The following is a 23,137-nucleotide window of genomic DNA, read 5'->3' as shown; positions in this document are numbered from 1 at the left end:
ATACCCTGTGTAGCATGGTATCTTTGCGCACTTTACAAAATTATATAATTAAACAAGGGTTGGCTTAAGTCGACCCGTAATAACCATTAGGAATAATGATGACACGCTCTACCGCTGAAATCCGCCGCGCGTTCTTAGATTTTTTTGCCAAACAACAACATCAAGAAGTATCCAGTTCTTCGTTGGTGCCACATGACGATCCCACTTTGTTGTTTACAAATGCCGGTATGAATCAGTTTAAAGACGTGTTTTTAGGCGCGGAAAAACGTGATTGCGTGCGCGCAGTGACATCTCAAAAATGTGTTCGCGCTGGTGGTAAGCACAATGATTTAGAAAACGTTGGTTATACAGCGCGACACCATACCTTTTTTGAAATGCTGGGTAATTTTAGCTTTGGTGATTATTTCAAAACGGATGCGATTAAATTTGCATGGACATTTTTAACCGAAGAGTTAGGTCTGCCAAAAGAAAAACTGCTCGTCACGGTTTATTCAGAAGATGATGAAGCATTTGCTATTTGGGAAAATGAAATTGGCGTTCCTAAAGACAAAATCATAAAGATTTCAACTTCTGATAACTTCTGGTCAATGGGTGATACTGGGCCATGTGGTCCGTGTTCTGAGATATTCTATGATCACGGTGAACACATTTGGGGTGGAGTGCCGGGTTCTCCAGAAGAAGACGGCGATCGCTTTATTGAAATTTGGAACTTGGTTTTCATGCAGTTCAATCGTCAAAAAGACGGAACGATGGAGCCTCTGCCCAAGCCGTCTATCGATACTGGAATGGGCTTAGAGCGCATTTCAGCCATTTTGCAAAATGTGCATAGCAATTACGAAATCGATTTGTTTCAACATCTAATCGCAGCGGCTGCCAAAATCGTTGGTACGAGTGACTTGAGCAACAAATCGCTTCGCGTAATAGCTGATCATATTCGCTCATGTGGCTTCTTAGTGTGCGATGGTGTGATTCCCTCAAACGAAGGGCGCGGGTACGTGTTACGTCGCATTATCAGAAGAGCAGTGCGTCATGGCTACAAACTCGGTGCTAAAGATATCTTTTTCTATCAATTGGTTGCGCAACTCGTCACCGAGATGGGCGAAGCTTATCCAGATTTGAAACAAAACCAAGCCATGATCGAAAAAGTACTTAAAGCAGAAGAAGAGCAATTTTCGACGACCTTAGCACGGGGTATGAATATCCTTAATGATGAAATTGAAAAGTTAGACGGTTCGGTGATCCCAGGTGAAGTCGTGTTTAAACTGTATGACACCTACGGCTTTCCTGCCGATTTAACAGCTGATGTAGCGCGCGAACAAGATTTGAGTATTGATCAAGCTGGTTTTGAAGCAGCGATGCACGCGCAAAAGACCCGTGCTCAATCAGCGAGTAAGTTTGGGGCTGATTATGCAAACGTAGTTAAAATTGATCATCAAACAGAGTTTACGGGATACGCTGAAGTTGTAGGCACGGCAAGCGTAGTTGAGCTAATAAAAGACAACACCAGTGTCGATTCGGTGACGGACGGTGAAGTCACGATCGTCTTAGCTTCAACCCCGTTTTATGCAGAATCAGGTGGTCAGGTGGGTGATACAGGTCACATGCAATCAGACTCAGCAAGCATTACAGTGTCCGATACAATCAAAGTGGGTGTCGCTTTTGCTCACCAGTCGACCGTAAAAGGCAGTGTGAAAGTAGGTGATGAACTCACCCTTAGCGTCAATCGCGCGCGTCGTGATGCGATTAAAAACAATCACAGTGCAACCCACTTACTACATGCAGCTTTACGACAGTGCCTTGGCGAGCATGTGACGCAAAAAGGGTCTTTGGTCGATGCTGATAAATTGCGATTCGATTTCTCTCACTTTGAGTCTATTACCGCTGAACAATTGACTGAGATTGAAAATATAGTGAACGCACAGATTCGTCAAAATCATCCATTAACGACTAAGTTAATGGACTTGGAAGAAGCGAAAGCATCAGGTGCAATGGCGTTATTTGGCGAGAAATACGACGAGAAAGTCCGTGTTGTTCAAATGGGGGCATTTTCAACTGAGCTCTGTGGGGGAACTCACGTCGAGCGCACTGGTGACATCGGTTTATTTAAAATCATATCAGAAGGGGGCATTGCCTCGGGCGTGCGAAGAATCGAAGCTATTACAGCGCAAGATGCCTTAGATTTTGTGGCAAGTGAGTCATCGCAATTGTTTGAAGTGGCCTCAATGCTTAAATCAGACAAAGCATCTGTGCTTGAAAAACTAGGGCAAGCACTTGCTTCATTAAAAACAAAGGAAAAAGAGCTGTCGCAACTCAAACAGTCGATGGCTGGCGCAAAAAGCAAAGACTTATTGAGTAATATTGTTGAAATTGAAGGCGTAAAAGTCTTAGTGGCCAAGCTAGAAGGCGTCGAGTCAAAGGCCCTTCGAGGCATGATGGATGACTTAAAGAACCAACTGGGCAGCGGCGTGATTGCGCTTGGACTTGCCTCTGATAATAAAGTGAATTTGATTACTGGGGTCACTAAGGATTTAGTAAGTAAGTTTAAAGCTGGTGCGTTGGTTAATCATTTGGCTGCTCAAGTGGGCGGTAAAGGTGGTGGTCGTCCTGATATGGCACAGGCTGGTGGTTCGCAACCTGAAAACTTAGATAACGCCCTTAAGAGTGTAGGCGATTGGATAAAAACACAATAAAGGATGATTTGGTGCCTGAGTGGCTTTGTACTTAGAATAATGAAAAAGTACCATTGATTGTAAGCGAGTTTGTTGAAGCCCCGATTTATCGGGGTTTTTTTATATTTTTTCTTAATATTTCTTGTTTATTTCCGAATAATAATAAAGACTTGTAGTTAATTAACAAAAATCATACTTTTTACTGGTAATTAAACTTTTATTCGACTTTAATAGTTTAAACAACGTAGGCGATCTCTTACAATGCGGTATCAGATCGGAAATAGCATAGAACATAAAGGAGAAACATCATGCTAATCTTAACTCGTAGAGTGGGTGAGACGCTCATGGTAGGCGATAATGTCACGGTCACTGTGTTAGGTGTTAAAGGAAATCAAGTGCGTATAGGCGTTAACGCTCCGAAAGAAGTGTCCGTTCATCGCGAAGAAATCTATATGCGCATACAAGCTGAAAAAGGTAACAACGTCGCCGTTGGCGAATAGCTCACTTTTGGCATGAATCAAGAACTCAGCAATTGTCTGAGTTTTTGTGTTTTAAGACCTTGGTTTTTCATTTAACGTTTAAAAATAAGTTGCTTTTTTAATCAACTGCTTAAAAAACTATCGCTTACCAAAACTTTACCAAAAAACCGTTGACTTATACGACTGAATCAGTAAACTTCGCATCCACATTTAGGAGAGGTGGCCGAGTGGCTGAAGGCGCTCCCCTGCTAAGGGAGTATAGGGTTTGTAGCCCTATCGAGGGTTCGAATCCCTCTCTCTCCGCCATTGAATTTTAGTGGTGCTAAATGCTGATAGTATCAGCGGTTGAAGGTCCGTATCCTTCATCAGTAAGAAGTTGACAGCGCGTGCGTAGCTCAGCTGGATAGAGTACCTGGCTACGAACCAGGCGGTCGGAGGTTCGAATCCTTCCGCACGCGCCAATCTTCTTACACTAAAGCTTGCGCTTTAGGAGTTCGTCAATAGTTTTAAAAGTTTAATGCGCGTGCGTAGCTCAGCTGGATAGAGTACCTGGCTACGAACCAGGCGGTCGGAGGTTCGAATCCTTCCGCACGCGCCACTTACAAAGCAGCCGCTTTCCTCTCTAGGTTAGCGGCTTTTTTGTGTCTGGAATTTTTCGCTTTTCGATTGTTTTTTCTTTTTTGCTTTAGCTCTGCATTTTCATAAATATGTAGAAATTACTGAAAATTTGAATAAATTTGCGGCTATACTCTTTTTTCTTGCATAATTATTATTCTAAATCAATTCAAAAGCCTATTTTTGATTGTGTTTTACATAGGCGCATGGTAAAAACTCAGTCAGAATTTTGACGCAGTAAATAATCGAGGAAATCTGATAATGGCAGAACAGTTAACAGAAGCAGGTATGTTGCTTGCGGTAGGCATGTCAGTCGTATTTGCTTTTCTCACCCTTTTAATTGGTGGAATAAAAGGTATCGCTTGGTACTGTAAAATGTTTCCATCACCCGAAGACACAACCAGTAGTGCAAACAACAGTAACACCCACAAGAATAACAATATTGCACCTACTCCTGCTCAAGCGACAGTAAGCCCTCAAATTAAGGCGGCGATACAGACCGCAGTTAATTTGCATAGACACAAATTGCACAGTTAAGACTTTTACCTTAGGGAATTACTTATGGCTAACCCATTAAAGCTCACGGAGCTAGTATTACGTGACGCTCATCAATCATTGCTTGCGACGCGTTTGCGTATCGAAGACATGTTACCCATTGCAGAAAAGCTAGACAAAATTGGCTATTGGTCAGTTGAATCTTGGGGCGGAGCAACCTTTGATGCATGTATTCGCTATCTCGGCGAAGATCCGTGGGAGCGCATCAGGCTTTTAAAAGCGGCAATGCCTAACACCAAGCAACAAATGCTTTTGCGAGGTCAAAACCTTTTAGGTTATCGCCATTACGCAGATGACGTAGTTGAAAAGTTCGTTGAACGTGCGCATACAAACGGTGTGGATGTGTTCCGTATCTTTGATGCAATGAATGACGTACGTAATTTAGAAACGGCAGTAAAAGCAGCTATAAAAGTCGGTGCTCACGCACAAGGCACTATTTCATATACAGTAAGTCCCGTGCATTCATTGCCACTTTGGCTAGATATGGCTAAAAAGCTAGAAGACATGGGTGTTCATTCAATTTGTATCAAAGACATGGCAGGTTTGTTGAAGCCATATGACTGTGAAGCGTTAATTAAGGGACTAAAAGAAACAGTAAGTGTACCTATCGCTATGCAGTGTCACGCGACAACAGGTCTAAGCACAGCGACTTATCAAAAAGCGATTGATGCAGGCATTGATATGCTCGATACAGCGATTTCGCCAATGAGCATGACTTACGGCCATTCGGCAACAGAAACCCTTGTATCAATTGTAGAGGATACTGAAAGAGACACTGGCATTTCGCAAGAGGCACTTACACCAATTGCTACGTACTTTAGAGACGTGCGCCTTAAATATGCTCAGTATGAAGGTAGCCTCAAGGGCGTCGATGCTAGAATACTAAATGCACAAGTCCCTGGCGGAATGCTCACCAACATGGAAAGCCAACTAAAAGAGCAGGGCGCCGAAGACAAGTTTGATGAGGTATTACAAGAAATTCCAAGAGTACGCGAAGACCTTGGCTTTATTCCATTGGTTACGCCAACCTCTCAAATTGTGGGTACTCAAGCCGTATTGAATGTGCTGACTGGCGAACGCTACAAAAGCATCAGTAAAGAAACCGCAGGTGTGTTAAAAGGCGAATATGGCGCGACAGCAGCACCTGTCAATAAAGAGCTGCAAGATCGTGTGCTTGATGGTGCAGAAGCCATTACTTGTCGTCCTGCAGATGTTATTGATGCGGAGTTAGAAAAGCTTGAAGCAGAACTTGATCAACTAACAAGTGATAAAGGCTTGCGTATCGCAGATGCAAAAGTCGACGATGTTTTGACATATGCACTGTTCCCGCAAATCGGTCTTAAATTCATTGAAAATCGCGATAATCCTTCAGCATTTGAGGCTGCACCTAAAGATCCAAACGATATCGTCAACACAACTGATTCAAGCGCTATTGCGGGTGATGCTGCTGCTTATCAGGTAAAAGTAGAAGGCGTGATTTATGATGTTGAAGTGGCTGAAAATGGTGAGGTTAAACACATTTCTGAGGCCGGTTCTTCTAATCCTGCGCCACAACAGGCCGCGCAAGCTAGCAGTGGACCGAGTCAAGATATCAACGCTCCGTTGTCAGGCAACATTTTCAAGATTTTGGTACGCCAAGGTCAAATGGTCAACGAAGGTGATGTTATTGTCATCTTAGAGGCTATGAAAATGGAAACTGAAGTGCGAGCAGCTGTTTCTGGCAGTGTTCAGCAAATTCTTGTCAATGAAGGCGATTCAGTCACCTCAGGTCAAGCTATTATGGTAGTAGGCTAATACATGGATAAGTTTTTGACGCTTTGGAATAGCACGTCTATTCCGCACTTTGAATCCGGTCAGATCATCATGATGATCGTTGGCTGTATATTACTTTACCTTGCGATCGTCCGGAAGTTTGAGCCTCTATTGCTTATTCCAATTGGCTTTGGTGCATTACTGACAAATATTCCATTAGCTGGCTTTAGTGAAGTTGGCGGTTTACTTCATTATATCTACTATATCGGGATCGACACTGGTGTCTTCCCATTGCTAATATTTATGGGCGTAGGCGCAATGACAGACTTCGGCGCACTAATCGCAAACCCAAGAATGTTGCTACTGGGTGCAGCTGCTCAGTTTGGTATCTTTGCTACGCTTTTTGGCGCAATTTTGTTAAATGGCATTCCAGGTTTCGAGTTTACCCTGCAAGATGCTTCTGCCATCGCCATCATCGGTGGCGCAGATGGCCCAACGGCAATTTTCTTAGCCTCAAAGTTAGCACCAGAGTTACTGGGTGCGATTGCTGTCGCTGCTTATTCGTACATGGCACTTGTGCCTATCATTCAGCCTCCTATTATGAACGCTTTGACGTCACCAGAAGAGCGTAAAATTCAGATGGGACAGTTGCGTGAAGTATCTAAAAAAGAAAAGATATTATTTCCACTGGCAGTATTAGGCGCAACGCTTATATTCTTGCCGTCTGCATCACCGCTTGTAGGTATGTTTTGTTTCGGCAATCTATTAAAAGAGTGCGGTGTGGTTGATCGCTTGAGTAATACAGCTCAAAACGAGTTAATCAACATTGTGACTATCTTCCTAGGCTTAGGTGTCGGTTCAAAACTCAGTGCCGAGTCATTTCTGAATGTTGAAACGCTGGGCATCCTTGCCTTGGGTGCAGTTGCATTCAGTATTGGTACTGCCGCCGGTGTTTTAATGGCTAAATTAATGAACAAGCTAAGTAAAGAAAACATCAACCCACTAGTTGGCGCTGCTGGTGTCTCTGCTGTTCCGATGGCTGCACGAGTTGTTAATAAGGTTGGCTTAGAAAATAACCCTCATAACTTCTTGCTGATGCATGCGATGGGGCCGAATGTTGCTGGGGTGCTGGGTAGTGCTGTGGCGGCTGGGATATTGTTGGCGTTGGTAGGTTAATGAACTGATTACCCATATTCTCAATCTCTTAAAATAAAAACCTGAATTAAACCTCGAATTTTAAAGATAATTTTCGAGGTTTTTTATGTTCACATCCATTCACCGCTTATTCTTATTCATTAAGAGCAGCATCAAAAACGACATTAAAAACGGCATAAAAAGTGCTTATCCGCTTATAAGTCTCCAAAAAGATTAGGTATTTACACCTTAATAAGTTCTGAAAGGGCAACATAATGTCGGTCAATTACACTGAGTTGAGCTCAAAAATTCGAAAACAGATGATTCAATCTGCATTTGATTGTGGCCATCCCGCGCATATTGGGGGCGCGTTGAGTATCGTCGATATTTTGACTGTACTTTATGAGAGTGTACTGAAGCATGATTATACCAATCCAATGTGGCCTGAAAGAGATATATTTATCTTGAGCAAAGGGCATACTGTGCTTGCACATTTGGCAGTTTTGCATATGTATAGATTCATTGATGATGAAACACTCGCAACCTTCCAAACCAACGGAAGCAAACTGATAGCTCACCCAATTAAAAATTTAGATATCGGTATTGAATCCTCTAATGGAAGTCTTGGCCAAGGCATCTCCTATGCTTCTGGGATGGCCTTGGGTTTTAAAATGCGAAATCGAGCCAACAGAGTATTTACTGTTTTGGGCGATGGTGAATGTAACGAAGGCTCCGTGTGGGAGGCTGCGCAATTCGCTGCTGAAAATAAACTGAATAATCTAACCGCTATTATCGATGTTAATGGAATGAGAAATGATGGCGAGACTGCCTACCATGGAACAAAACAGCTAGCAGATATGTGGCGATCTTTTGGATGGAAAGTCATTGCAATCGATGGTCACGACTACGATCAGATCCTGGGCGCACTAAAGGATTCAAGTGAAACTTCAAGTTGTCCAGTCGCAGTTGTTGCAAAGACGACCAAGGGTAAAGGGTTTACGTTTATGGAAGGCAATAATGATTGGCACCATAACAGAATCACCGAACTGACTTATCAAAAATGTATTGCTGAATTGGAGGTTACTAGTGAAGTTTGATGCTAAAACCGCCAAGCGATGGTCTAAAATGGGAATCCGAGCGGTTTATGGAAAGATCGTGTCAACCCTTGCTAAGGAGAATGAAAACGTTCTGCTCATGTCAGCTGACTTGGGGCGTTCTTCTGGTTTAGCTAGCTTTTACTCTAATTACCCCGAAAGATTCGTCAATGTAGGCATTGCAGAACAAAATATGATTGGCGTTGCTGCAGGCTTATCACGTTGTGAATACAATGTATTTGCATCAACGTTTGCTCCATTTGCGACTATGCGAGCGGCTGAACAAGTTAGAATGAACATGGGGTATATGAAAGAGCCGGTCAAACTAATTGGTTTGGGCAGTGGTCTATCTATGGCATTTTTGGGCAATTCTCATTTTGGGCTTGAGGATGTTTCAGTGATGCGAGCAATTCCCGGACTGACAATTTTATCGCCCGCAGATGGCTTTGAGTTAGCATTGATGATTGAAAAGCTCTCTGATTATGACCAGCCTTGTTACGTCAGATTAACCGGTGCGCCAAATTACCCAGTTGTTTTCGAAGAAAGATTTGACTTTCAAATAGGAAAATCAACTTGGGTGCGTCCTAAAGCTAAGGTAAATATTCTTTCAACCGGCACCACTAGCGGGCATGCTCTTTCTGCTATTGATCTTTTAGCTAATGAGGGAACAACACTTGGTTTGCTACACCTAAGTACCCTTAAGCCTATCGATGAGGCAGCTTTGATTGAGCTTGTTAAGGACTCCGAAATACTGTTTGTGTGTGAAGAACATACGAAGATTGGGGGCTTGTACTCAATAATTGCCGAGCTAATCGTTAAATATTCACTATTTACCACGAAAATAATTAATCGATCGTTACCGGATGAATATTTGGAAACAGGTGATTATGAATATTTGCTTAATTTATATGGCCTTGACGCACATGGTATTAAATCCCTAGTAATGGAGCATCTGTCGTGATTGATTCTTGGTATCTTTTTGGCGCCGGTGGATTTGGACATGAGTGCATGGATATTTTGCACTCACATTTAGGTAGCGACACAGATTTTAAAACATCATTTCTGGTTGATGAAGCATACTTTAACCCTAAACTCGATAGTTCAATCACCTGCTTTAGTTCTGAACTTATTGCCTATCTTACAGTTGCTGTTGGTGAGCCATCGTTAAGGTCTCAAATGTTAGCACGCGTAGAAAAATCAAAGCTGAAATTACGAAGCATTATTTCAAAGCATGCATTTGTCTCCCAAAAGGCAATTATCAAAGATGGAGGGATTATTGCTCCTTTTTGTTCTGTTCAAGCAACTGCGCAACTTGAACGCAATGTTGCGTTGAATACCGCTTCTATTGTTGGTCATGACGTTCATGTTGGTGAGTCTAGTGTAATTTCATCGCAAGCAAATATTGGCGGTGGTACTAAGATTGGAAAGTCTGCTTATATTGGAATGGGAGCATCGGTCAAAGAGGGACTTACTATCGGTGACAATACAATAATAGGTATGGGGTCGGTTGTGCATAGAGACATCCCAGATAACGTTATCGCGATGGGAAATCCGGCGCGAGTATTAAAACAAAATACAAACAAACAAGTATTTAAGTAGTTGGAGAAAAAAATGAGTGAAAATCGAAAAAAATATGATGATGCTTTCATTGAAGTGTTGGAAATCGAACCTGAAGATCTGAATGAAAAATTAGAGTATTCAAGCATTGAAACGTGGGATTCTGTTGGTCACATGGCACTAATTGCAGAGTTAGAAGATGTATTTGAAGTGTCATTAGAAATGGATGACGTTATTGACTTTGGTTCTTATCATACCGGTTTAAAAACGATGGAAAAATATGGCGTTGCCTTTTAACGGCCACAGACAGGCAATGAGTATTGGTAGATAAAGAATAGTTACAGCTAATAGAAAACAGAGCTTAAAGCGCTGAAATCTTATTTTAGGTGTTTTGATATTCTACTAAACAACGATGAATTAAAGGCAAAACTAATATGAAGCTTGATGCACAAGAATTGCAAAAGTATCAACCAAACCGATATCCTTTTTTGATGATCGATTATGTGACAGAAGTCGTGCCAGGCAAGTTTGCAAAGGGCTACAAAAACTTATCAAACAATGAGTGGTATTTTCCAGTTCATTTCCCCAACGGGGCGAACATGCCGGGAGCTCTTCAATTAGAAGCGATGGCACAAATGCTGACGGTTGCAATCACAACCCAAGAGGGGCTGGCAGGAAAAGTCACTCATGCGCTTCAGCACAATGTTAGGTTTAAAAAGGAAGTTTTGCCAGGAGAACAGCTTATTATCGAAGCTGAGGTATTATCTTGGAAACGCGGAATTTGCAAGGGGAAAGCGAAGGGGTTCACCCATGGTGAAGTTGCATGTGAGGCTGACATGATGATAACTATTCCAGAAATTTTAGAGGAATTTTTGCCGAAATAATGAAAAAGCAGGAATACGATTACATCGTGGTAGGGGCGGGAGCTGCAGGAGCAGCAACGGCTTGGCGTCTAGTTGATAAAGGGTTTAGTGTTGCTTTACTTGATAGAGGAAAAGAGATGGACCCTCAACATTATCCTAGTACTGGCAGCAATTGGGAATTGCGAAAGCAAACCGACTTTAATCCTGTGAGTGCAGTAAGAAACCTTCCTTCAGACTATCCAATCGACGATAGTAATTCACCAATAGCTGTGTGTAATTTTAATGCGATCGGCGGTTCAACAATCCTTTTTTCAGGTCATTTCCCGCGTTTCTTAAAACGAGATTTCAACTTAAAAACAATGGATGGTTTACATGAGGACTGGCCAATAGAGTATGACAATCTTATCCCATATTTTGAGTTAAATGAGAAGGAAATGTCGGTTTCTGGCTTAGTCGGTGATCCAATGTACCCTGAGATCGAGTCCCTCCTTCCTCCCGTTCCAATTGGACATGCTGGAACAAAGATCGCCGAGGCATTTAATCAGCATAATTGGCATTGGTGGCCGAGCTATAGTGCTATTTCTACCAGAGAGAGAAATGGAAGAGCTGCTTGTATTAACCTTGGCCCTTGCAATACAGGCTGTCCGCAAGGCGCAAAATCAAGTGTTGATGTTACCTATATTGCCAAGGCCAAGAAAAAAGGTTTAACTGTTTTTCCTGAATGCGCTGTTTCATCGGTTATCGTAGAAAACAAACAAGCGAAAGGCGTAAAGTATTTTGATTCAGAAGGAAAACTCCAAGCGCTTTACTCCCGAAGGACAATCTTAGCTGCAAGTGCAATTGGTACGCCTCAGATTCTTTTGAATTCAGAGGCTGAGAATGGTTCAAAGGGAATTGCCAATAGCAGTGGTCTAGTGGGTAGAAACTTAATGATTCATCCTTTAGGCTACACTGAGGGCTTGTTTGAAAACGAAATAGACGTCGATATAGGACCTCAAGGTTGTCTAATATACTCCTTAGAACACTACCGTAACCCTAATGAGCAATTTCAACTGGGGTACATGATGCATGTGCTCAGAGGAACGGGACCTGTCGAGGCATCTAAATCGGCTTTTAGTCGTCGCAAACTAAGGTTTGGAGCAAATCTAACTGAGGACTTCCAACGCTTCTACAAAAAGCAGTTATCTATATCAATCATTTGTGATGACTTACCCAACCCTGATAACAGGGTCCAGCTTTCTGATAAAAAGGACAGATTTGGTATACCAGGCGTCATGATTAAATATAGAGTGTCGGATAATACACAAAAGATGATGAATCATGGAATGACACAAGCAAAAAAAATATTAAAGAGCGCTGGAGCATCAAAAACATATGCTTTTGGACCAGTTAGAAACTCTGGCTGGCATTTAATGGGTACTTGTAAAATGGGTACAAATTCAAAAAACTCTGTTGTAAATGAAATGGGAGAGTGCCATGACGTTTCTGGGTTATTTATTACTGATTCAAGCTGCTTTGTGTCAGGATCTTGCGTGAACCCAGCTAATACAATTCAGACTTTAGCCCTATATTTAACCGATAAAATAGTCGAGTTCGATGAACATGCTGCTTAACAAGGTTTACTCATTAATGTTTGCTACTAATTCATCAATATTGCCAAATTTTCAGACCTTAGATCACGCTAACCTAATCCTCGATACTGAGATTGAAAATAAATTATCTCAGTTTTTTTCAACTATGAATATCGATATAAATACAATCGAAATAAATGATTGTTTAAAACAATTTCGTTTAACGTTTCCAGACGAAGCCAACACGCTGATTAATTACGCGCTTGAGTATTACTTTTCTCATCCTCAAGTGCTTGCATCGATTCAAAATGGGAGAGAAGCCCTTTTTCCTAATCATCGACCGTTGCATGATATAGATTATGATCTTCTCATACCTGTCATAGAAAAGGAGAGTGGTTCATGAAGAAAACGGTTGTGGTTACAGGGGCTAGTGGTTGCGTTGGGCAACGAGCCGTTTCAGCTTTGTTAGAAGGCGGCTATATCGTGGTTGCTTGCGCTCGCGATCTAACAAATTTAAATGAGGAATCTGTTGATCTCTTTTGCTACGAAGGAGATTTGACTAACGCAAACGAGAGAGAAAGAGTCGCCAAGGAAATAAAATCTGAGCATAAGTCTATTTTTTCTGTTGTCAATTGTATGGGAATTGCTCAGGGAGGAAGCTTCTTAATGTCTTCTTTTGAAGACTTACAACGCGTCTTTGATGTAAATTATTTTTCTGTGCTCGCTTTTACACAGAGTATAGTAAGAAAAATGATTAAAAATAAACAGGGAGTAGTTGTGAATATTGCGTCAACCGCTGGAGTGTTAAGTCAAGCTGGAACTTTCGCATACGGTGGCTCTAAAGCAGCGCTGATTCATGCCTCAAAAGTCATGTCTGCAGAGCTTGGCGTTTTCAATATTAGAGTAAATGCAATTGCGCCAGCCGTGCTTGAGTCGCCAATGAAACAGAAGATGGACGCAAAGAGCCTTTCTGAACTTGATGAGCGGTCACGTCTTAAAGGCGAAATTCATCCTGACGAAGTTGTGAGTATGATCCTGTATTTGTTAGGCGATGATGCCAAAAACATAACGGGACAAGTAATCGCTCTTGATAGAGGAGCGAGTGTTTAGTCTAGCTGTCGGGCTATTCTGTGTGAGCTTTGGTGTTAAGACTTAACGGTATTAGCAACAGTTTTGACGATATCACAAATGTATTTCACATCTACTTTTTCTAATGCATAGTATAATGGTAGACATAACACTCGTTTACTTGTTCTCTCCGATACTGGACACAGAACCCGCTTGGAAGCGCTGAACGCTGGTATTGTATTAAGCGAAGGTGAGAAATAACGCCGAGCTTGTACGCCATGCATATTAAGTGATTTAAGGAGTTTCTCAGTCTTGCTTTTTGACTTTAATAAAATCGGAAAGTACGCTGCGTTGTTCGATGCATCTTTACTCCATTCAGGGTAATCGATTAAGTGACCGAGTTGTCTTTTATATTCGCTATAAAGCATCTGTCGACGCTCTATCACTGAGTCTATTTCATCCAGCATTGCAATTCCCATCGCGGCATGTGCTTCGCTCATTTTTCCGTTGAATCCGGACGATACTATTGAGCCATTTGAAGAGTCGATGCCAAAATTAATCATTTGCATGGCACGCTCATAGTCTTGTTTATTGGACAGTATCAAGGCTCCACCTTCAATAGAGTGGAATAATTTGGTGGCGTGAAAGCTGATGGCTGAAGCATCACCTTCAAGCAAAATACTTCTATTGTCTTTTGTTATGCCAAATGCATGAGCGGCATCGTAAATGACTTTTAAATTATGTTGCTTAGCGATAGCCGCTATTTTTTGAGTTTCACAAGGGTTGCCATAGACATGAACGGGCACTATTGCGGATGTTTTATTATCAATTGCTTTTTCAATCATTTCCGGTGAGATATTTAAAGATTTCGAATCGATATCTGCAAAATTGACATCTAAGTTCACCCAGTTGATGCTGCTAGAGGTGGCAACAAAACTATAGGGTGTCGATACCACGTTACCTTTCAAATCAAAAAGCTTGTATGCAAGTTGTAAGGCAGCAGTACAACTGCTTGTGGGCACAATATAAGGTACGCCCAAATAGGCGCTCAAACGTTCACAAAACTCTTGTAGTAAAGGGCCATGGTTCGTAAGCCAAACGTTATCGTACATTTTTTCAATCTGGCGAAAATACTTTTGCTTGTTTGGCAAATAGGGCTTGTTAAGTGGAATACTTCTGTATTCGGGTAATACTCGTTGTTTGCTTAAAGCCATAATTTAATTCCCACTTGTTTTACACGAACCAATTTCAATTGATTGCATTAGATGTGCCAACAAAAGCCTCGCGCGGCAATCAGCTAAAAATACTCAACAGCACTTAATTCTCGATGCGTTATACAAAGTTATATCAACGCGATGTATGCACATTTATGCCTCGTTAATTTCTCTATCGGAAAATATTTGCCAACACTGAAGTTAAAAAAAGATATTAGTTGATTCGCGGACACGTAGAATCCCTTTCCAAGGGGGCACACTCGGTGGAGTTACTGAAAAAATTACGAAGTGTTTTTTTGGCTCAGCTTTTGCAGGTTGACTGTATATAGTGACAAACTGAAGAGCGTAAAATAATGAGTTATAGTCCTCAAGAATTAGAAGTTTTGATTAAGCAAGGAAAATTCACCCTTGTAGAACAAGAAATCATTTATTTTATTGAGAATGCTAGCGACAAATCCAATTACATCAAACTCAATGTACCCGCCGGCATGCATAGTGATAACAAAGACGCATACGAAGTCGAGTGTAATAGTATTGTTGCAGCTTATGCCAGTTTAATTGTTCAGATGTTTTGCAATGCTAAATATGCACCTTCCAAAATTCTGCTAGACACTTTTTTGACTCATAAGGTGGTTCTAGAACTTCTTTTTTCACTGAGCGCGTGGAAAACCACAGACGCACTGATTGAAAAACTAAATATGCTTGAGTTACTTAAATTTAAAAAGTTTCAATTCACTAAAAAACGAATGTATCAGTTGCACGGTTTTTTGGCGCTTTACTGTGTAGGGAGCAAATACAGGTTGCCATGGAAACAATTGTTTCATATTGCGCCAGAACTCACTTTGATTGCTTATCAAAGCATGCTCATTCACGGTGTATCTTTAGTAGATAAAGACCGTAATCGAGGCTTCGAAGCTTTGCTTCATGCTGCTGAGGGATTGCCGATCATTGAAATTAAAAACCCTGAGCAGGCTAAGGCTTTAGCACATCCTTATTTTTATTGCAGCTACACTACATCTAAAAATAAATACGAAATAAAAAAGTGGGTCGCAAAGGTACTGAATCATAACGCTAAACGTTGGTTAGAGCGAGATTTGTATGAGTTCAGTGCATCCTGTGATTCAAGACCGATATCTGAAAACCCAACGATTGGTGTTGTTTTAGAGCGATATACTAAAACACACGCTATGTACCGTTGTTACAATGCTCGTTTAGCTGAGCTATCGAAAGAATATAAGTTAGTCGCAATTATCGAACGTGGAGAGGCTCAAGATGCTGATCTCAGCGTTTTTGATCATATTGAAGTGTTCGAACCAAATGAAGATATCAACTCGATTGGTTGCCGAATTCGAGATTTAGAGCCTGACATCATGTTATATCCTTCTGTTGGTATGTCATGGTGGGGAATGTTTCTAGCTAACATTAGGTTTGCCCCTGTTCAAGCAATGCTTGGAGGGCATCCTAGTAGCTCATATAGTGATGCAATGGATTACTTCATTTTTCCAGGTGACAATCTTGACCTGGATGATATTCAAAAGTTCACTTCTGAAAAAGCAGTGGTTATAGACAATCTAGGCATTATCAAACAGGCGGCTGTTAAACATGACACTCTAACCAATGAAATGATCGAAGACTTTTCCAAACGCCAACCTGATAAGGAAGTGTTCACGGTAGGTGTGAACGGCGTCATTCAAAAAGTTAATGCAACTTTGATCAGCGTTTGTAAAGAAATTGAAATACAAACAACGCGACCTATCAAATTTATATTTTTCTCGCAGCATAAACCATACAGCCTTGGATTCATGGCAACAAAAGCACAACTCAATCGGTATATCAAGAATTTTGAGCTAGTGAGTTACGCAGAATATGTTGACTATTTAGCAACTCTTAGTCGTTGCGAACTTTTGTTACCAACAATCCCATTCGGGGGGTCCAATAGTAATATTGATGCAATGATAGTAAAACGCCCGAAATTGTTTATTGAAGGCAGTGGCGAACTATATACAAGAACTGATGGTTTCGATTGGTTGCAGGTTGATATGTATCATACTCTTTGTTGTAAGGGCACTGATGAATTACTCCGGCGGGCAGTGGAGATAATTGAAAATCAAGAAGTACTCGCTAGCCTGCAACAAGAAGTCAACGAGAAGTGTAGTCTTGATAAAGTGTTTTTCGATCCAAACTTAGTTACGGATTCGCGAGGTTACTCTATTAATCCGCATGTTCACAAAATAATTGAGATTGAATCAAGCAAACTCCTCGAACAAGATTTGATGGCCTCCTAGGAAGTTGTGATGCTTAGTAACTCTCTCAGGGGTTTGTTTTTTATTTTTTGTCTATCGTATTTGTCTGATTCAAATGCGCAAGATAGCGAACAAAACGCTAATTCACTGGACGCGCTAGCTTCAGAATTCAGTAATATGAATGAGAATCTGGTCGCTGGGAGGTTTGCAGAAGGCGATGAATTAGTCATTTCCGCAACATTAACTAATATACAGTTGGGCACTATTATAGGTGTTGCGAAAAACGAATCCGTTATGTTTGATTTCGAGGATTATATCAAAGTTCTGGATTTTTCGATTAGCTATGATCCCATCAATACTAGTTACATAGGCTGGTTTATTTCTGAAGATAAATCTTTCAATTTGAATATTTTTGCAGGTCAAACTGATAGTGGCAATAACCTTTCACTAAAATTATCAGAATCAGAGGTTTTAATCTCTGAAAATGAATATGAATTTATCGATGATCGACTATATATAGCAGAGGAAGTATTGAGCAGTATCTTTGAATTAAATCATAACTTTAATTTTCAAAGACTCGCAGTGAGAATTGTACCAAAAGGTAGTTTCCCTCTCCTTGATAAGCTAAAAAGAGAAAATGCGCGGGTTTATGGTAGTGGCTCCAGAACACCTGTGATGACGAACCTTCCCCGTTATTACGAAGTTCTTTCACCTCAGATAATCGATATACAAACATTCAGTACTTATCGCGAATCAACAGACAAAATACAAACCAGTGCTAGTATACAGGGTGCTCGAGATATTGCCTTACTGCATACTCAACTCTCGCTTACCGCAAATAGTGAGTCTGGTCTAAATACTGGAAGGCTGAACTTTTCGAGAGAGTCGCTAGATGGGCAAATACTGGGTGATACAGGTATCACTCGCTTTGAGTTTGGAGACGTAAGAAATGTCAGACAAGCTCAAGGTACTAGTTTGTCTGAGGCAATAGGGGTAAAGATTGGTAACACTAATTTAAATAGAAATTATGATAATGAACGTATCAATATAGATGGAGATGTACCTGATTCATGGGATGTTGAGCTATACCGCAATGGTGTATTGGTGTCTCAGCAGTTAAATGTGCAAAGCGGGCGTTACGAATTTTTAGATACTCCTTTGCTTTATGGGCGTAACGACTTTGAAATTATCCTTTATGGTCCACAAGGGCAAATTAGAACGAGAACTATAAATAGATTTGTCGATGAAAGTATAAATTCGGAAAAAAACATGACTTATGAAGCCTCTATCACTAAAGCGGGTAGGTCACTTCTTGGATTGAATGAATCGAATACTCAAACAGACTTAGGGTACAATTTGTCGTCAAGAGCGTCTATTTTTTCTGGAAATGGCAGTTCTTTGAATGTAGGTCTGCAGTCACAATTTGGCGGAGATATCGATAACAGTTCAATGACACTTGGAGCCAGTAAATCCTTCTTTAATAGAGGTGTGATTGACGCAAATTTGTCATACAACAATAGCAATCAAATTGGTTTCTCCTCTGGTCTGCGGTTTTCTGCCCTCGGACAGGCTATATCTGCCGGATATGGCGAGAATGACTTGAATGCAGAATCAATTGATCGCAGACGCTCATATCGATTAACTTTTGATGGCAACATATCTCCCTTTGATAGCCTTCGCTTACCAATGAGCAACGAGTTTCAATGGCTTGAATCATCATCTGGCAACGAATTTCAATATTCAAACTCATTAGGGCTGCGATTCGGTCGTTTTTCGTTATTTAACAATATTGATTACACCGAAGTGCGGAATGCTAATGGCAACACGTTCAATGAGTTAAACGGGGGATTGAATGTCCAAGCAAATTTTGGGACCGTTTTCGGTAGACTTGGTGTGAGTTACAGCCCAGACGCTTTAAAAACTATCACTTCTTTAAGAGGTAGTCTTAATTTCAACTTTGGAAATAATTACCGTTTTGGAATTGATAGCGCTAAAGATATGATTAGCGGTAATACGTTTTCAAGTTTGATTTTCGGTTACTCATTGCCAAATATTCGGTTTAGCGGAAGACTAGGGCATTCGAGCTCCACTGGGTTCGATTTGGGTTTAAACGCAAGCTTTAGCCTAAGTGGACATGATGCTAAATATCCTCATATCGAACAGAGTGCGCTCTCCAGCTCATCTTCTGGGCATCTTGCCGTTAGAGTGTTTTTCGATAAAAACCTAGATGGTATATTTGATGAGGAGGAGGATACTGTTTTACCCAATGTCGAGGTTCAGGCGGTTCAGTTTTTCCGAAAAGAAAAAACAAATTTTGAGGGGGTAGCTTTGCTTCAAAGGCTACCTAGTCAAAGAACGTCAGATATCATTCTCAATCGAGATTCGTTGCCTGAAAGCTTTTTAGTGCCTTTCATTGAGGGAGTATCTATTACGGCTAGAGCGGGTTTGGTTGATTTCCTTGACTATCCTGTCGTTATTTCATCAGAGATAGAGGGTTTACTAGAGGCTGATACAGAAACAGGTCTAGCACCTTTGGTTAGAATGCGTATTAACTTACTCAATACAAAAGGAGAGGTGGTTGCTCAAACACTGAGTGAGTTTGACGGATATTATATCTTTGCTGGCGTCCTGCCAGGTAAATATACACTTCAGATTGAAGAGGAAGACTACGAACTATTCGACTTGAAAGCGATTGAACCGATCGAAATTTTGTCGCCTGACATTCCTGATATTCTGACACAAGATATAAAGTTTGAAAAAAGAGAATACTATAAGGGGTATATAAGTGGTCATGGGCGATTTAACAATAAAGCATTAGCGTTACTTTACGCAGACAAGTTAAAAACAAAGCTCCCAAACACTTCTTTTTATGTAGAGAAGCACAATGAAAGTGGTGGATTTTATGTGTTCTCTAGTTTCCACCCACAAAAGCAGACAATTGAAGATGAGTGCTCATATTTCGAAAGCAATCAAGTTAGCTGCATCGCAACAATCTTTAAATTTAAAAAAAATAACCGTTAACTGAATGTAATTTAAATACTTGGTGCTAATTTTGCTTTGAGTCCAATACTACTTGATTAAACCCGAAAATGTCATGTTTTCGTCATCAGTTTGGAGCAGACCATGATTGTAAAACGAAATCAACTATTAATAGCTATCACAGTTGTCAGCACTCAACTAAGTCTTGCCGGCTGTGCTTCTTTGCCGAGTGTCAATCCTCTCAATTGGTTTTCTGAAGAAAACAAAGCATTGGTCAAAAATGATGATAATCAGAATATTCCACAGATTGATTATTTTAATGAGACAATAGAGTCTGAAATTCCCCTTACTACTCAAAATACTGATGAAGTCATTGAGGAAGTAGCTGTCATTATAGATCAATGGCAAGAGATGCAACCTAAACTCGCTAGGTTAATAGAGTTTGAATCTGACCTTTCTTATTTTATTGATAATTTTCAAGATGCTTCAAATAAACCAAGCTTTAACCAAACGCCCGATATTCCTAGATTCGACGCACAAAGTAACTTGGCTCAGGCAGACAGCTTTGAAGCGGTCGCAACAGAATCTGAATTAACCGAGTTGGCGGCAAACTTAAACGGTTCTAGCATGCCGATTCAACCCGCAGTGCAACTTCAATCGGTTCAGCAGGTGTTGGGAAGCTCCGAGGGCGTTTCTAGGGATAAATTTTCAGGTCTTGATCAGGCGTTCACGCCAAGTACAACCGAGGGGGTAGTAAAAGAAAAGTTTTCTGGTTTTAGTAATACCGATGCGTCTCCCATTATTTCGCAAACATCAAATGTTGAATGTTTAGCAACTCAGTCAGATGGGTTTTCAATGCATTTAGCCTCCTTTAAGAATAGAAACGCTGCACTTGAAATAATACAAAAATACAAACAAGTAGTGCCCAAGGACAACAGTTCGTGTTTGTCGTCGGGAAGTATTGCTGAGGTGGTAGTTAACGGCGTTAAGTTTTATAGCGCAAGGATCGGCCTTTTCTCTTCAAGAGAAAAAGCAGTTGAAACTTGTAGCGTGGTCAGAAAAGAACAAGATTATTGTGGAGTGGCCTTGTATAAGGGTGAAGCTATTTTATGAGTTTCGGCAAACGCTCGCTTTTATGTTTGTTGATTATAATTGCTGCTTTTTTTTCTCAAGCAACAATTACTGAATTACAACCTTTAGATTTTGGCAAAGTTGCTATCACAAAAAATGATGCTAGCGGCAGTATATCTATTGATGAGAGCGGCAATACGCAGGTGTCTGGTGGATTTGCTATTTTGGAACAAGGCCAACATGCTATTTATGAATTAAGTGATCTTCCAACCAGCCGAACACTCACAATTGATGTAGACATTATTAATTCAACTATGATTCCTGATCTAAGCAGTGAGGAAACGTTTGAACTATCAATAATACGAAACTCAAATACGGTATTCACCGGTGACAGTGGAACTGCAATTTTGTCCTTTGGAGGGCAAATAACTACATCTGGTTCTGGTTCAAATCGCTTTACGGATACAGATTACAACTCAACCATTCAAATTACTATTAATCTTTAACGGAGTTATTAACGATGAAAGTTCGTTGCAATAAATTGAGATTTAATACTCGCTATTTAAGTCTGTTCTCAATTATTTTGAGTCTATTGTCATTTCAAGTAAATGCTAGTCTATTGATTTCGCCGACTCGAGTTAGCTTTGACAGCAGAGAACGAAATAAGGAAATCATAGTTGTAAACACAAGTGATGAAGTAAGGAGTTACGCCTTAACATGGGACGAAAAAAAGCAAAATGAACGCGGGCTGTACGAAGATTTGGATAAAGATGAAGCAAATGTATTTAATACCGCCTCACCTTATCTGAGATTTTCACCTCGCAGAATAACATTGTCACCAGGTGAGAGTCAGAGAGTCAAATTACTCTTAAGACGCAAAGCTAACATGCCAACCGAAGAATTTCATTCGCATTTAAAGTTTACGTTGATTCCAACATCAGTGACCGCTCCTTCTGATTCTGAGCAAGAGGGTATTAGCATACGAATGAACTTCTTCTTAAATTATGCTATTCCAATCATAATAAAAAATCACCGAAACACGCCTGAAGTGAACTTATTATCCGCGACTTATATTAGGGAAGCTTCAGGAGAAAGCTTTGGAAATGTTGAGTTAAAGCTGGAAAATCTCAATCAGACGTCTAGTCATGGAAACTTCACTGTTTATTTCAAACCACAAGGTGGCAGCGAGTTTGAACCTGTTGGCTATGATAATGCGGTTAATATCTTTCATGAAATTGATACTATGACACGCAGTATTCCACTAGTTAAACCCGTTACGACACCAAACGGCAGGTTTAAATTAGTCTTTGAAGGAAAAGAAGAGTACACAAACAAGCTGAAAAGCGAGTTTTTTTGGGATATCTAAAATAAACGTATTTTTTTCTCAAGTATTGTTTTCTGTTGTCGATACCAATCATGTAGGCAATAAAGCCTTCTCGATGGCTCGAATACTTTTGAGTCTCTTCGAGTAAGACAGAGTAAGCGTAATGTAAACGTAGCTGTGTCATTGTATTACTTTAGAAATTGGAGAATTCCATGTTTAAACGCAAAAATTTAAGTGTCGCTCTTGCGGTATCATCTGTTTTACTTGCAAGTAGCTCATACGTTCAAGCAGAGGTTGCAAATGGTACCGCGACGGTAACTGTGCAAAACGCTTTCACAATAGCCAATACCGCATCTATCGATTTTGGTACATTGAGAGTTACTCGTGCCGGAGACAACACCTTGGATGTTGGAACACCTGGGTTTACAACACTAGATGTTGACGGAACTCAAACTGCGACTGCTGGTGCCAACAGTGGCGATACCGCTTCAACACTGACTATTACAGTTATTGCAGCGGGAACACCAGGACGTGTAGACGTTTCTGGCGCTGCTCCGTTTACTAACTTGCAAGTTGAGTTGGTAGCTACGGCAGGTGCTGATGCGAATGATGTAACAACTACAACAGATAACAATGCTTTTGCTGGTATCAACAACGTTGATTTAACAACAGCGGGTGCAGGTTCTGACGATAAATTTGTTATGTTTGTTTCTTCTGCTGATACTCGTATTGAAGGTGGCGTAAACAACGGTTCTGAATATGACCCAGCAACTCCAAACCTTCGTACTGATGCAACAGGTGCGGTTGGACTATCTTTCGGTGGTAACTTGAAGTGGAACGAAGCTTCGTTGATATCGCCAGCAGATGGAGCATATACAGGTAACTACTCGATTACTGTAACATACTGATTTACCGCATTTAAACGTTTAAATGCGTTTGTAAGACGTCA

Annotated in this window: 20 protein-coding genes and 3 tRNA genes; 22 read left to right on the top strand and 1 reads right to left on the bottom strand. The window is 40.8% G+C overall.

Annotation, left to right across the window (positions count from 1 at the left end; all coding sequences use genetic code 11):
• The first annotated feature begins 98 nt into the window (after positions 1-98).
• The 16 genes from alaS to KUL10_RS06445 all read left to right on the top strand — a co-directional run bounded on the left by alaS (position 99) and on the right by KUL10_RS06445 (position 13,399).
• Positions 99-2,690 carry an alanine--tRNA ligase gene (gene alaS, locus KUL10_RS06520; RefSeq protein ID WP_110428113.1) on the top strand — a complete coding sequence of 864 codons (2,592 nt, stop codon included), beginning with the start codon at positions 99-101 and terminating at the stop codon, positions 2,688-2,690.
• Positions 2,691-2,977: 287 nt separating this feature from the next.
• Positions 2,978-3,169: a carbon storage regulator CsrA gene (gene csrA / locus KUL10_RS06515; RefSeq protein ID WP_110428112.1), complete on the top strand. Its 192-nt coding sequence runs from the start codon at positions 2,978-2,980 to the stop codon at positions 3,167-3,169.
• A gap of 192 nt (positions 3,170-3,361) precedes the next feature.
• Positions 3,362-3,454, top strand: a tRNA-Ser gene (locus tag KUL10_RS06510).
• Positions 3,455-3,532: 78 nt separating this feature from the next.
• Positions 3,533-3,609, top strand: a tRNA-Arg gene (locus tag KUL10_RS06505).
• Positions 3,610-3,669: 60 nt separating this feature from the next.
• Positions 3,670-3,746, top strand: a tRNA-Arg gene (locus tag KUL10_RS06500).
• Between the two features lie 278 nt (positions 3,747-4,024).
• Positions 4,025-4,300: an OadG family protein gene (locus KUL10_RS06495; protein WP_199509199.1), complete on the top strand. Its 276-nt coding sequence runs from the start codon at positions 4,025-4,027 to the stop codon at positions 4,298-4,300.
• A 24-nt stretch (positions 4,301-4,324) separates the two neighbouring features.
• Positions 4,325-6,112: a sodium-extruding oxaloacetate decarboxylase subunit alpha gene (oadA, locus tag KUL10_RS06490; protein WP_110428110.1), complete on the top strand. Its 1,788-nt coding sequence runs from the start codon at positions 4,325-4,327 to the stop codon at positions 6,110-6,112.
• A gap of 3 nt (positions 6,113-6,115) precedes the next feature.
• Complete coding sequence (locus tag KUL10_RS06485) at positions 6,116-7,246, top strand: sodium ion-translocating decarboxylase subunit beta (RefSeq protein WP_110428109.1); 1,131 nt, start codon at positions 6,116-6,118, stop codon at positions 7,244-7,246.
• A 233-nt stretch (positions 7,247-7,479) separates the two neighbouring features.
• Complete coding sequence (locus KUL10_RS06480; protein WP_199509198.1) at positions 7,480-8,301, top strand: transketolase; 822 nt, start codon at positions 7,480-7,482, stop codon at positions 8,299-8,301.
• Positions 8,291-9,259, top strand: a complete 969-nt coding sequence (locus KUL10_RS06475) for a transketolase family protein (RefSeq protein ID WP_199509197.1) — start codon at positions 8,291-8,293, stop codon at positions 9,257-9,259. The genes KUL10_RS06480 and KUL10_RS06475 overlap by 11 nt, the downstream gene beginning before the upstream one ends.
• The gene (locus KUL10_RS06470; protein WP_199509196.1) at positions 9,256-9,897 is read left to right on the top strand and encodes an acetyltransferase; all 642 of its coding nucleotides are present in this window, start codon (positions 9,256-9,258) and stop codon (positions 9,895-9,897) included. Before KUL10_RS06475 ends, KUL10_RS06470 begins: the two co-directional genes overlap by 4 nt.
• Positions 9,898-9,909: 12 nt before the next feature.
• On the top strand, positions 9,910-10,152 hold the full coding sequence (locus tag KUL10_RS06465) for an acyl carrier protein (protein WP_110428107.1): 243 nt from the start codon (positions 9,910-9,912) through the stop codon (positions 10,150-10,152).
• Between the two features lie 137 nt (positions 10,153-10,289).
• Positions 10,290-10,739 carry a 3-hydroxyacyl-ACP dehydratase FabZ gene (gene fabZ, locus KUL10_RS06460; protein ID WP_110428106.1) on the top strand — a complete coding sequence of 150 codons (450 nt, stop codon included), beginning with the start codon at positions 10,290-10,292 and terminating at the stop codon, positions 10,737-10,739.
• Positions 10,739-12,331 (top strand): GMC family oxidoreductase, encoded by a 1,593-nt coding sequence (locus KUL10_RS06455; protein WP_110428105.1) that lies wholly within the window; start codon positions 10,739-10,741, stop codon positions 12,329-12,331. The genes fabZ and KUL10_RS06455 overlap by 1 nt, the downstream gene beginning before the upstream one ends.
• A gap of 16 nt (positions 12,332-12,347) precedes the next feature.
• Positions 12,348-12,692: a hypothetical protein gene (locus tag KUL10_RS06450; protein WP_110428104.1), complete on the top strand. Its 345-nt coding sequence runs from the start codon at positions 12,348-12,350 to the stop codon at positions 12,690-12,692.
• The gene (locus KUL10_RS06445) at positions 12,689-13,399 is read left to right on the top strand and encodes an SDR family NAD(P)-dependent oxidoreductase (protein ID WP_110428103.1); all 711 of its coding nucleotides are present in this window, start codon (positions 12,689-12,691) and stop codon (positions 13,397-13,399) included. Before KUL10_RS06450 ends, KUL10_RS06445 begins: the two co-directional genes overlap by 4 nt.
• Before the next feature lie 35 nt (positions 13,400-13,434).
• Here the strand turns inward: KUL10_RS06445 and KUL10_RS06440 are convergent, their stop codons facing one another.
• Positions 13,435-14,571 (bottom strand): DegT/DnrJ/EryC1/StrS aminotransferase family protein, encoded by a 1,137-nt coding sequence (locus KUL10_RS06440; protein ID WP_110428102.1) that lies wholly within the window; start codon positions 14,569-14,571, stop codon positions 13,435-13,437.
• Between the two features lie 353 nt (positions 14,572-14,924).
• Here KUL10_RS06440 and KUL10_RS06435 point away from each other — a divergent pair, with 353 nt between their 5' ends.
• The 6 genes from KUL10_RS06435 to KUL10_RS06410 all read left to right on the top strand — a co-directional run bounded on the left by KUL10_RS06435 (position 14,925) and on the right by KUL10_RS06410 (position 23,096).
• Positions 14,925-16,856 carry a hypothetical protein gene (locus KUL10_RS06435; protein WP_110428101.1) on the top strand — a complete coding sequence of 644 codons (1,932 nt, stop codon included), beginning with the start codon at positions 14,925-14,927 and terminating at the stop codon, positions 16,854-16,856.
• A 9-nt stretch (positions 16,857-16,865) separates the two neighbouring features.
• Positions 16,866-19,835: a carboxypeptidase regulatory-like domain-containing protein gene (locus KUL10_RS06430; RefSeq protein ID WP_110428100.1), complete on the top strand. Its 2,970-nt coding sequence runs from the start codon at positions 16,866-16,868 to the stop codon at positions 19,833-19,835.
• 102 nt (positions 19,836-19,937) lie between these two features.
• The gene (locus KUL10_RS06425) at positions 19,938-20,906 is read left to right on the top strand and encodes an SPOR domain-containing protein (protein WP_110428099.1); all 969 of its coding nucleotides are present in this window, start codon (positions 19,938-19,940) and stop codon (positions 20,904-20,906) included.
• Positions 20,903-21,370, top strand: a complete 468-nt coding sequence (locus KUL10_RS06420; RefSeq protein WP_110428098.1) for a DUF4402 domain-containing protein — start codon at positions 20,903-20,905, stop codon at positions 21,368-21,370. The genes KUL10_RS06425 and KUL10_RS06420 overlap by 4 nt, the downstream gene beginning before the upstream one ends.
• Before the next feature lie 14 nt (positions 21,371-21,384).
• Positions 21,385-22,230, top strand: a complete 846-nt coding sequence (locus KUL10_RS06415) for a fimbria/pilus periplasmic chaperone (protein ID WP_110428097.1) — start codon at positions 21,385-21,387, stop codon at positions 22,228-22,230.
• Positions 22,231-22,400: 170 nt separating this feature from the next.
• Positions 22,401-23,096, top strand: coding sequence for a hypothetical protein (locus KUL10_RS06410; RefSeq protein ID WP_110428096.1), 696 nt, complete (start codon positions 22,401-22,403; stop codon positions 23,094-23,096).
• Positions 23,097-23,137: the final 41 nt, after the last annotated feature.

The organism is Glaciecola sp. KUL10 (assembly GCF_003203515.1).
Taxonomy (GTDB): domain Bacteria; phylum Pseudomonadota; class Gammaproteobacteria; order Enterobacterales; family Alteromonadaceae; genus Glaciecola.
The sequence above is the reverse complement of the archived record's forward strand: the minus strand, read 5'-3'. Positions and strand labels throughout refer to the sequence as shown.

Bases quoted from the DNA above. Each gene is read 5' to 3' on its own strand.
- KUL10_RS06420 (WP_110428098.1), top strand. From the start codon at position 20,903: ATGAGTTTCGGCAAACGCTCGCTTTTATGTTTGTTGATTATAATTGCT.
- KUL10_RS06455 (WP_110428105.1), top strand. From the start codon at position 10,739: ATGAAAAAGCAGGAATACGATTACATCGTGGTAGGGGCGGGAGCTGCA.
- KUL10_RS06415 (WP_110428097.1), top strand. From the start codon at position 21,385: ATGAAAGTTCGTTGCAATAAATTGAGATTTAATACTCGCTATTTAAGT.
- KUL10_RS06465 (WP_110428107.1), top strand. From the start codon at position 9,910: ATGAGTGAAAATCGAAAAAAATATGATGATGCTTTCATTGAAGTGTTG.
- KUL10_RS06440 (WP_110428102.1), bottom strand. From the start codon at position 14,571: ATGGCTTTAAGCAAACAACGAGTATTACCCGAATACAGAAGTATTCCA.
- KUL10_RS06445 (WP_110428103.1), top strand. From the start codon at position 12,689: ATGAAGAAAACGGTTGTGGTTACAGGGGCTAGTGGTTGCGTTGGGCAA.
- KUL10_RS06410 (WP_110428096.1), top strand. From the start codon at position 22,401: ATGTTTAAACGCAAAAATTTAAGTGTCGCTCTTGCGGTATCATCTGTT.
- oadA (WP_110428110.1), top strand. From the start codon at position 4,325: ATGGCTAACCCATTAAAGCTCACGGAGCTAGTATTACGTGACGCTCAT.
- KUL10_RS06425 (WP_110428099.1), top strand. From the start codon at position 19,938: ATGATTGTAAAACGAAATCAACTATTAATAGCTATCACAGTTGTCAGC.
- csrA (WP_110428112.1), top strand. From the start codon at position 2,978: ATGCTAATCTTAACTCGTAGAGTGGGTGAGACGCTCATGGTAGGCGAT.
- KUL10_RS06435 (WP_110428101.1), top strand. From the start codon at position 14,925: ATGAGTTATAGTCCTCAAGAATTAGAAGTTTTGATTAAGCAAGGAAAA.
- KUL10_RS06495 (WP_199509199.1), top strand. From the start codon at position 4,025: ATGGCAGAACAGTTAACAGAAGCAGGTATGTTGCTTGCGGTAGGCATG.
- KUL10_RS06450 (WP_110428104.1), top strand. From the start codon at position 12,348: ATGTTTGCTACTAATTCATCAATATTGCCAAATTTTCAGACCTTAGAT.
- KUL10_RS06485 (WP_110428109.1), top strand. From the start codon at position 6,116: ATGGATAAGTTTTTGACGCTTTGGAATAGCACGTCTATTCCGCACTTT.
- KUL10_RS06480 (WP_199509198.1), top strand. From the start codon at position 7,480: ATGTCGGTCAATTACACTGAGTTGAGCTCAAAAATTCGAAAACAGATG.
- fabZ (WP_110428106.1), top strand. From the start codon at position 10,290: ATGAAGCTTGATGCACAAGAATTGCAAAAGTATCAACCAAACCGATAT.
- KUL10_RS06430 (WP_110428100.1), top strand. From the start codon at position 16,866: ATGCTTAGTAACTCTCTCAGGGGTTTGTTTTTTATTTTTTGTCTATCG.
- alaS (WP_110428113.1), top strand. From the start codon at position 99: ATGACACGCTCTACCGCTGAAATCCGCCGCGCGTTCTTAGATTTTTTT.